General features: G+C 40.8%; 12 protein-coding genes. 7 read left to right on the top strand and 5 right to left on the bottom strand.

From position 1 onward, the window contains the following. The first annotated feature begins 286 nt into the window (after positions 1-286). Positions 287-673: a hypothetical protein gene (locus NSCA4_RS0108950; protein ID WP_009311181.1), complete on the top strand. Its 387-nt coding sequence runs from the start codon at positions 287-289 to the stop codon at positions 671-673. A 45-nt stretch (positions 674-718) separates the two neighbouring features. Here NSCA4_RS0108950 and NSCA4_RS0108955 read toward each other — a convergent pair whose 3' ends face one another. Together NSCA4_RS0108955 and NSCA4_RS0108960 are read right to left on the bottom strand one after the other, a co-directional pair. Next, positions 719-1123, bottom strand: coding sequence for a type II toxin-antitoxin system VapC family toxin (locus NSCA4_RS0108955; RefSeq protein WP_016687812.1), 405 nt, complete (start codon positions 1121-1123; stop codon positions 719-721). Beyond that, positions 1120-1407, bottom strand: coding sequence for an AbrB/MazE/SpoVT family DNA-binding domain-containing protein (locus NSCA4_RS0108960; RefSeq protein ID WP_016687813.1), 288 nt, complete (start codon positions 1405-1407; stop codon positions 1120-1122). Before NSCA4_RS0108960 ends, NSCA4_RS0108955 begins: the two co-directional genes overlap by 4 nt. Positions 1408-1670: 263 nt before the next feature. On the opposite strand from NSCA4_RS0108960, the gene NSCA4_RS15150 reads away from it, so the two are divergent. Continuing rightward, the gene (locus tag NSCA4_RS15150; RefSeq protein WP_141565465.1) at positions 1671-1910 is read left to right on the top strand and encodes a hypothetical protein; all 240 of its coding nucleotides are present in this window, start codon (positions 1671-1673) and stop codon (positions 1908-1910) included. Between the two features lie 3 nt (positions 1911-1913). Here the strand turns inward: NSCA4_RS15150 and NSCA4_RS0108975 are convergent, their stop codons facing one another. Together NSCA4_RS0108975 and NSCA4_RS0108980 are read right to left on the bottom strand one after the other, a co-directional pair. Beyond that, positions 1914-2681: a phage replication initiator YdaU family protein gene (locus tag NSCA4_RS0108975; protein ID WP_016687816.1), complete on the bottom strand. Its 768-nt coding sequence runs from the start codon at positions 2679-2681 to the stop codon at positions 1914-1916. Positions 2682-2683: 2 nt separating this feature from the next. After that, the gene (locus NSCA4_RS0108980; protein WP_016687817.1) at positions 2684-2899 is read right to left on the bottom strand and encodes a helix-turn-helix transcriptional regulator; all 216 of its coding nucleotides are present in this window, start codon (positions 2897-2899) and stop codon (positions 2684-2686) included. Between the two features lie 113 nt (positions 2900-3012). Between NSCA4_RS0108980 and NSCA4_RS13355 the strand changes: the two genes are divergently transcribed. From NSCA4_RS13355 to NSCA4_RS0109005, 5 genes are all read left to right on the top strand, one after another. Further along, the gene (locus tag NSCA4_RS13355) at positions 3013-3645 is read left to right on the top strand and encodes a LexA family transcriptional regulator (RefSeq protein ID WP_016687818.1); all 633 of its coding nucleotides are present in this window, start codon (positions 3013-3015) and stop codon (positions 3643-3645) included. A gap of 44 nt (positions 3646-3689) precedes the next feature. Next, entirely contained in the window at positions 3690-4283 is a 594-nt protein-coding gene (locus tag NSCA4_RS0108990; RefSeq protein WP_016687819.1) for a hypothetical protein, read from the top strand. 614 nt (positions 4284-4897) lie between these two features. Next, on the top strand, positions 4898-5191 hold the full coding sequence (locus tag NSCA4_RS0108995; RefSeq protein WP_016687820.1) for a hypothetical protein: 294 nt from the start codon (positions 4898-4900) through the stop codon (positions 5189-5191). Between the two features lie 5 nt (positions 5192-5196). Further along, positions 5197-5562, top strand: coding sequence for a hypothetical protein (locus NSCA4_RS0109000; protein ID WP_255265299.1), 366 nt, complete (start codon positions 5197-5199; stop codon positions 5560-5562). Positions 5563-6611: 1049 nt separating this feature from the next. After that, positions 6612-6890, top strand: coding sequence for a hypothetical protein (locus tag NSCA4_RS0109005; RefSeq protein WP_016687822.1), 279 nt, complete (start codon positions 6612-6614; stop codon positions 6888-6890). Positions 6891-6893: 3 nt separating this feature from the next. Here NSCA4_RS0109005 and NSCA4_RS0109010 read toward each other — a convergent pair. Further along, the coding region (locus NSCA4_RS0109010; protein ID WP_218015746.1) for a hypothetical protein at positions 6894-7393 on the bottom strand (500 nt) is incomplete at its 5' end.

Consider the following 7393-nt stretch of genomic DNA (forward strand, 5'->3'; position numbering starts at 1 on the left):
CTTGTTTTGATTTGCTGCGTCTTGTTTTGATTTGCTGCGTCTTGTTTTGATTTGCTGTTTATATGGGATATAGGCGTTGCTTTGAGGAGGTGATACGCATGGACTTGGATATGTGTGAATATACTGAAGTATGGAAATGTATTTATTTGATTATTTTACATACTAATTATATAAATAATGATTATTTATAATTTCTTTAGTATTTTTTGGATTAATTATGTTGATTTTTGGAATAAATATGGATATATTGACACTTATATATGAATATAAGTGAATAGATACGTATATGAGCGATTTAGAAGACTTCGTGAAGAACAATGCCCCGTCAGGCAAAAAATCCAAACTTGATGCCTTTGCCGGAGAGATTTTCACATTAAAAAACTTGGGTTACTCAGAAAAAGATATTCTGAGATTCCTGCTTGAAAAAAAGGGAATGACAGTAAGCCAGCCAACTCTGAACAGGTTTATCCGTAGCCATACTGGTAAAACTGTCGCATCACCCGAGATAAATCATCAATCTATTAATGATTCCGTACAAGTCAAAAACAGACAGGCAAGCACCGTTACTCAGACAGTTCCTGACCAAAAACAAACTAATTCTGAAATATCGGAACGTCCAATCATCGGCAAGTTTGACTTGAACCGTGAAATCAATGTTGAAGAACTGATGTAAAAAAGCCGTCTGATTCACTCAGACGGCTGTACCAACAATAACGAATTATTTAATCTGCTCGACTACCAAGCCCTTACTTTCAAGCAAAACTGCTGCCTTACGGTCAAAAGTAACGAAACACGACGCTCCCATCATGCGTCCCAAAAACTCGTTGACTCCGTCGGCAAAATCGCCATTGTCTTCCATAATTGCAAAACCCGCTCCCAGCTCGTCCTCCTGAATAACCAAATTGGGGATAGATTCGGAGAAACTGCGAAGTTGTTGCAAAACAAGGTTTTTTTCCATTTTATAACTACGGGTCAAAACCCATACGCATTCTAAAAATACCGTGGTTGGCACAATCACACTATAAGCATTTTCCAGTAATTCCAATGCCTTATCTCTTTGTACCAAATCGTCATCAACGAACAACCGTACCAAAACATTGGTATCAATAGCAATCTGCCTCATTTGAGTTTCAATCCTTCAGAACCTGCCGCTGCCCCAGCATCGGCAATAGCTTCGTTCAGCTCGTCAATGGAGAGATGGACATCATGCGGATTGCCCAAACAACCGGCGAAATCCCTAAATGATTTGTCAGAAACAGGTTTCTTCTTTTCTGCCCGTATCCGCAGCTCGCCGTTAGGCAGTTTGCTGACATGGATTCTGTCTCCGGCAGTAATGCCCAAATGCAGCAAAAACTCTTTTTTCAACGTAACCTGATTTTTAGCGGTTAATCTCAAAGCCGTTCCCATGATTAATCTCCATCAAACAAAGTAAGGTGACTTTACCTTACTTTGTATCTCGTCTCAACCCATTTATCCACAAAACCTGTACATATCCCTCCCTCAAAAACACCCAATATCCTATCAAACGCCAATATCCATCTACATAGATCATAAATTGCACAAAAAACAATCAGGCGGCCGCCTGTAATATTTTTTGATAGTGGTCTGTGATCGTGGTCTTTGTATAAAGGTCGTCTTATGGGGACAAAGTTCTCTGTCCTCAAAAGCCAATGTTCTTTGTTCAATATGTACAAACACAGTATTTTCAATTACTTATTTCAAACAAAAAAGCTGATTTTTATCATCTGATTTGGGTAATAATAGGAAGATGGGATGGAAAAACAGGTGGACATATCCCAATCTGCGCCGAAAAACAGGCAAAACAGCCTTTCAGACGACCTTTCCGGCTTCAAAGGGCGCAAAAAAAGCTGCCGGCGCAGCATTTGGGCGTGGCGGTGCCAACAGCCTGATGATTACTGTTTTTTCCTAAAGAGGTTTTTGAGATTTTGGCGATCGGGATTGTCAGGATTCCGCTGTCCGCCTGTATCGGGCGGCGGGTCGGCGGATTGTTTGATTTGCGCCTCGTATTCCGCCTTAGCTTTGCGCGTGGCCGCTTCAGACGTCGGCGGCGCAGGGATGTTGGGGGAACGGTCGGAGGCATAGAAGCCTGCCCAGCCGTTCAGAATCGATTTCTGCATCACGGCATTGAGGTCGTAGTTTTTGTTTTTGAGGTCTTTAAGCTGGTTGAGCAGGATTTTTTTCTGCTTGATATTGAGGGGCTTGCCTTTTTCGGCACGCATCTTCAAAAAGTCATTCCAAAGTGTGAGGTTGACCCACTTCTCAAGGCGGAAATTGTCGATGTCGAGATGGTAGCGGCTGTCAAACTGCGGTAATGGCTCACCTTTAACTAGATAGCAAAGCTCCAATAACCGCTCTTTGTTGAGCTGCCAGTGCATTCTGCCGTGTACGCCTGCGCGTCGGCATTGGATCACGCCTTTGCCCGATAAAAATTTCCGCGCTTTTTCGTAGCCGCGACGGGTTAAGCCCAACTCTGCGAACAACTGGGCGGCCGTCTTGTATATCCAGCCATGACGTTTCGGCTCTTTATCAACCACATCGCTCCACCAAAACAGCCCCGACAATAACGTCGCCGCCTGAATATTGGAACCGCACAAAAGCCCGAACTCGCGGTAAACCACGAAGTCCGTTGTGATGTGATGACGGATGTCGGCGGTGAGCATGGTTATTTGGTTTCAAATCGCTCCGGATAAAAAAGATGAACCTCTGTAAGTCCATCCTCTCTGAATAACTCAACCAGCTTCGCTGCTAAATCTCTATTCGGAATTTGTTTCGCTCTTTCAATTCTGGAAATATTCCCACTATCGCTGCCAACCAATTCCGCAACTTGTTCTAACGTCAATTTTCGCCCTAGGCGAGCTACTTTTAAAGGTGAGGTCATAATCTGATTCCTACTAAAAACTTATTTAATTATGCGTTAAACGCAGAAGAATAACAAGAATATTCTGCTTATACAGCTTTGATGTATTTCACGCAGAATTAGAGAATGCAGGAATGGATATTGGACAAAACATTCGCGCTAGGCGAAAAGAATTAAAGATGACTCTAGAGCAATTGGCTCTTGAAATCGGATCAGATACAGGAAACCTCTCACGGATAGAAAGAGGACAACAATCTTTGACAACTGAAAAGATAAGTGTAATTGCCAAAGCCTTAAACTGCTCCCCAGTTGACTTAATGTCATCTCATATTGCGAAGGATATTTCTCTACCACTAGGCTATCATAGGATACCCCTGCTAAATAATCGGCAAATATTAGACTGGGATAAAATTCAAAGTCATGTTGAATTTTTAGAAATCGAAGAATGGTTAATTACAGAAGAAACCATTTCTGTACAATCTTTTTCATTTGAAATAACCGATTTAAGTATGAGTCCCGATTTTCAAGTGGGAGATAAAATTATCTTAGACCCTACTCTACAAGCTGAAGCAGGCGATTTTGTTTTGGCAACAAGTAATGGTCAGGATATTTTTTTCAGAAAATATCGCGCGCGTGGCATTATTGATGGGAAAAAGATTTTTGAGCTATATCCATTAAATGAAGATTTTGAAATTTTCCATTCAGCACACTCTGACTTGAAAACGCTGGGGGTTATGGTCGAGCATCGAAAGTATAGAAGAAAGTAATTACTCTCATCTCTAACCTGAATTATGACTTTCAAGGAGTTTATGTGAAATCCGAAGTTGTTTTTGAAAATAGGTTTTTCAAACTACTCTGCTATTCAGGAATAGTGGCAGATATAAATTGTAGAAGCAGCACAAGTGTTTCAGGTGGTGGTTTCGATTATGTTTCTATCCAGAGCCAAACACACGAAACACTTGAATTTTTTCTAGTTGATGATGAAGGAGGAGAAGGCAGCTTTAAATTCCATGACTGGGATTTTTCCGCAAGAACCGGACATCGGGTACAAGTGTACGGTTTATTTGATAAACGAAAAAATAGTGGCGAATACGTCATGCTTCATAACAGCAATTTGGGAGAAGCCACTCCAAAATATTCGCATATTAAATCGGTTCTAAGAAACAAATTCATGCTTCCATTGGCACTATCCATCCTGTTTATACTTTTCGGGCTTCCAATAGTGATGAAGTATATCGTCATGCCAACCATAGGATTGCTTCCTTTTGTAGAACTCTTTCTACAAAAAATCTTCACACCGCTTGTCGTTATTCTCCTAATTTCGGTTTGCGTCATCTATAAAATAACTTCTTACAATACCTTCAACTCAATCAAGAAAGCATTATTAGCTGACATCCACGGATAATTTCCAACCGTCCCAATAAAAAGGTCGTCTGAAAATTCAGACGACCTTTTTATTTTCAAAAAAGTCAAATTTGCACTTGACGCAGAAAATAATCTGCTTATAATGCAAATATATTCTGCAAATAACGCAGAAAGCTCTTTAACAGTTTGGAACGTAAGCAACCGGCCTTCGTAGTTATTTCGGTCTTCCCAACTGGAATAACAGGCGTAGAAAAGGCGATAGAGTCTTTGGGTAAATCGGATAAACGGTTGCGGGCAGCATTCAACCTGCCCAAAAAAAAATGCCGCGCATCCGGGTAGCCTGATGAGAGGGTCCGGTAACAGGCGGCAAGTTGGACGTATTTTTTAATCGGGACGTACTCCCGATGCAGCAGCGATAATCTGCGGACAAGCTGCAAAATACATTTTGGTTTTTCTTTTCCCCGCCGTGAGCGGGTATTTATCGGATAAACCCGATAGGGTGTATGCCCAATGTTCAGACGGCTCTACCCGTCTTTAAACATGTATCCAAATCCAAGCCCACTTCTTGCACAAGTGGGTTTCCGTTTGGGTTCATTCGAAATAATAATAAGGTTTATTATTTCAGATATTTTATTATAGTTCAAAGATAAAGTTATGACAAATATGACAAAGGATGAAATTAAAGCCCTGCAAATTAAAGCAGCGGAAATCTGTGAGTTTTTAGAATTGCGAGCTGGTTCATACATTATCCCTCATCCAGAGTTTTATTTTCCGCGTCATGATGATCCTGAAATCTGTTACGTTGAAGCAGGTATAGCAAAAAAATATCAAGAACAATTTGGATTGTATTTAACGAAAGGTCAATTTGGATTAGAAGCAGGTTTTGATATTGCTGAGATAGCGAAGCAATTTCAGGAGCAGTTTTCGGGATTTATTCAAGAAAGATGAAAACGATGTCTTTTATTCTTAATTGGTTTTTTGATGATTATGGATTTCCTAGCGTTTGGGGATGGGTATTCCTTTCTATTAGTTTATTAATTTTTGCAGCTAACTCCATTTATTTTATATGCAATTGGAAAGGTAGTGAACTTCCAAGATTTATAGCTTGCGTAGCATTCTTCCTGTATTTACTCCTATTTGGATTTGTTTCAAAAGTAAACCCATATAAATATATCCCCCTCAGTGGAACTGCTATTCAAAAAGAAAATGTGCAAAGATGTATAGTTGGGAAAACCATTACACTTGGAAACATCAAGGATATTATGTTTGATTGCAAAAAACATGATTTGAAAATGGAGCTTACGTCCATAACAAAATAAGTAAGGTTAATTTCAGGTCGTTAGAAGTTTCAGACGACCTTTTCTACCACCTGAGTTCACATTTGGAGATGAATGATAAGATGGACTGCTGCAATAAAATCAGGCTGTCTATAATTTTAACATGGGCGTTGTTGCATTCTTTCCATATATTCCGAGGTTGGAAAGAGTACGACAGGCAATCGGCTTTGATAACGATAACCAACGGCTTTCAGGTGTGGATTTTATCTGAAATAATTATTTGGGCATCCTTGGATGTAGGCTCATGCCACGGTTGCTCCTCATTTTTTAAGTGATGGGTATTCTTTCATCTCTATTTTGATGGGATTGTCAAATATGAACCGATAGCAGGCCGTATCATTTTTCCTTATGGCAAAACTGCCCCGATTTGGTTTGCTAAGTCTTTTGAATGTTTTTCCATGGGCATTTCTTGTTTCGTGTAAAGAGAAGATATGGTAACCAATCTTAACACGGGTGGAGAAATGCCCTCCTATTCCCAAGGTCGTCTGAAAACGGTTTCAGACGACCTTTCTACCGCCTAGCTACATCAAAGGCGGCGCGCAACTCAGCGGCTCGGAACGAAAAGACTGAGCGGTTCCAATACCGTCCGTGTGTGATGTTGTGTGAACAAGTACTTTGCCCGTGAACAATCATCAGTAACGGGAGGGTAAAAATCGGCGGTATGGTATTTATCACACCCTGCCGTATGAGCGATGCTCTGATAAGGCTGATTACCGGCAATAGGTCGGGGAGCAGGTGGAAGCCCTGCATTTCAAATCAAGTTAAAAGAAGATTCCTGTGTATACGAAGTTTCTTGTAATAGTAATTGGTATATTGCTTTCAGCAATGACTATCAAATTAACATATACGGCCAACCTGATAACTTTTCTTATAGCAAGTCCATTTATTATCTTGAGTTTTATGGCACTTGTTTGTATGTGGGTATTAGATGATTAACCTAGACGAGGGACAAATGGAAGAATTGAGTGATCGAATTCGAGAGCTGAATGGGAAGTAGTTATCAGAGTTACCTGTTTTGACGGAGACACGAAATGAAGCAAGAGAACGACACCTTAGTCCGACTGAAGGCAAACATAGATGCCAAAATGCGCCATGCAGTGGAATACCGCCGCGATCAGGAAGAACGTGAAATGCTGGAGCGCATGATTTCACGGGGCGTGATTCCCCAAGACGATTACAGCAAGGAAGAACGGAAACTGCTGGTTAAGGCGTTCTTCGCCAGTATTTTCGGGCAGAAACAGGTTTCCATCGAGGAGGCAACACAAGAGGTTGAATCTGTATTGAGGGAAATTTTAAAGGCTAGAGGATAAACATTATTTTATCGAACTCTTGAGGCTTCTCGTGTCGTATGTATCGCCGCAAGCATCAATCAAACGCTGCCAAAAACGGGAAGAAACAGAAAGATTGGTTTTGCTGTCAACTGCTGTTTTCAAAAGTGAATGCAGTTCCTGTTCTGCCATATCCAACAATTCTCCTTTGTCCTCTTTTATGGCTCGAAACAATAAAACCGATAGGAGAAGGGAATGTTCTAACAGTTTATCTGTCCCATCTATCCTAACATTTTCGCGCATATCCCATTTAAAGGACAATTCGCTTACATCACTGCACAGGCTGTCAACTTCACCGTTTAAATATTCAAGTTGCTGATTGATGGAATCCAATATGGAAGGTGGTTTTTGCGATCTCATGGATTTACCTTTTTTGATAAAGTTGGTTGTAGGAGACCTGACTATATCAAACGTCCTGCCTGACGTTAAGGGCTGACTACCGGCAATACGTCGGGGAGCAGGTGGAAGCCCTGCAATTAAATTCT

This window comes from Neisseria sicca 4320 (genome assembly GCF_000193735.1).
Taxonomy (GTDB): domain Bacteria; phylum Pseudomonadota; class Gammaproteobacteria; order Burkholderiales; family Neisseriaceae; genus Neisseria; species Neisseria sicca_E.

Coding starts and splice junctions, on each gene's coding strand:
- NSCA4_RS0109005 (WP_016687822.1), top strand. CDS start 6,612: ATGAAGCAAGAGAACGACACCTTAGTCCGACTGAAGGCAAACATAGAT.
- NSCA4_RS0108950 (WP_009311181.1), top strand. CDS start 287: ATGAGCGATTTAGAAGACTTCGTGAAGAACAATGCCCCGTCAGGCAAA.
- NSCA4_RS0108955 (WP_016687812.1), bottom strand. CDS start 1,123: ATGAGGCAGATTGCTATTGATACCAATGTTTTGGTACGGTTGTTCGTT.
- NSCA4_RS0108995 (WP_016687820.1), top strand. CDS start 4,898: ATGACAAATATGACAAAGGATGAAATTAAAGCCCTGCAAATTAAAGCA.
- NSCA4_RS15150 (WP_141565465.1), top strand. CDS start 1,671: ATGTTCTTTGTTCAATATGTACAAACACAGTATTTTCAATTACTTATT.
- NSCA4_RS0109000 (WP_255265299.1), top strand. CDS start 5,197: ATGTCTTTTATTCTTAATTGGTTTTTTGATGATTATGGATTTCCTAGC.
- NSCA4_RS13355 (WP_016687818.1), top strand. CDS start 3,013: ATGGATATTGGACAAAACATTCGCGCTAGGCGAAAAGAATTAAAGATG.
- NSCA4_RS0108960 (WP_016687813.1), bottom strand. CDS start 1,407: ATGGGAACGGCTTTGAGATTAACCGCTAAAAATCAGGTTACGTTGAAA.
- NSCA4_RS0108975 (WP_016687816.1), bottom strand. CDS start 2,681: ATGCTCACCGCCGACATCCGTCATCACATCACAACGGACTTCGTGGTT.
- NSCA4_RS0108980 (WP_016687817.1), bottom strand. CDS start 2,899: ATGACCTCACCTTTAAAAGTAGCTCGCCTAGGGCGAAAATTGACGTTA.